The organism is Isoptericola croceus, from assembly GCF_029382255.1.
Lineage (GTDB): Bacteria > Actinomycetota > Actinomycetes > Actinomycetales > Cellulomonadaceae > Isoptericola > Isoptericola croceus.
In genome coordinates this window covers 1-272 of record NZ_JARLLG010000253.1, presented here as the reverse complement: position 1 = coordinate 272, position 272 = coordinate 1, and the positions used below count along the sequence as shown (strand labels likewise).

General features: G+C 59.2%; 1 protein-coding gene. It reads right to left on the bottom strand.

The genetic code is table 11. From position 1 onward, the window contains the following. A partial coding sequence (locus PZC42_RS24660; RefSeq protein WP_277214145.1) for a Rad21/Rec8 N-terminal domain-containing protein occupies nt 1-202 on the bottom strand: 202 nt, incomplete at its 3' end. Nucleotides 203-272: the final 70 nt, after the last annotated feature.

Below are 272 nucleotides of genomic sequence, written 5' to 3'. Positions count from 1 at the left end.
AGATACGGACGACACCCAGGAGAAGCTGACCGCTCAGTCGCAGCGCCATGGGCGCCTGTCCTTGGTCCACAATGGCATTAACACTGCTCTCGATGTTGGACTGCAGGATGTGCGACTTGGACAGCTTGCGCTCGAGGTTCGCGGAGAGCCAGACGCGGGCCAGAGGCCCCGTCTTCGAGAGGAGAGTCTCGGAGTAAAACATGTCGTATTAGACCGCCGTAGAGAATAGCACTGTACACCAAGAGGAGTCGCGTCCGAGGAGCAGACCCAGC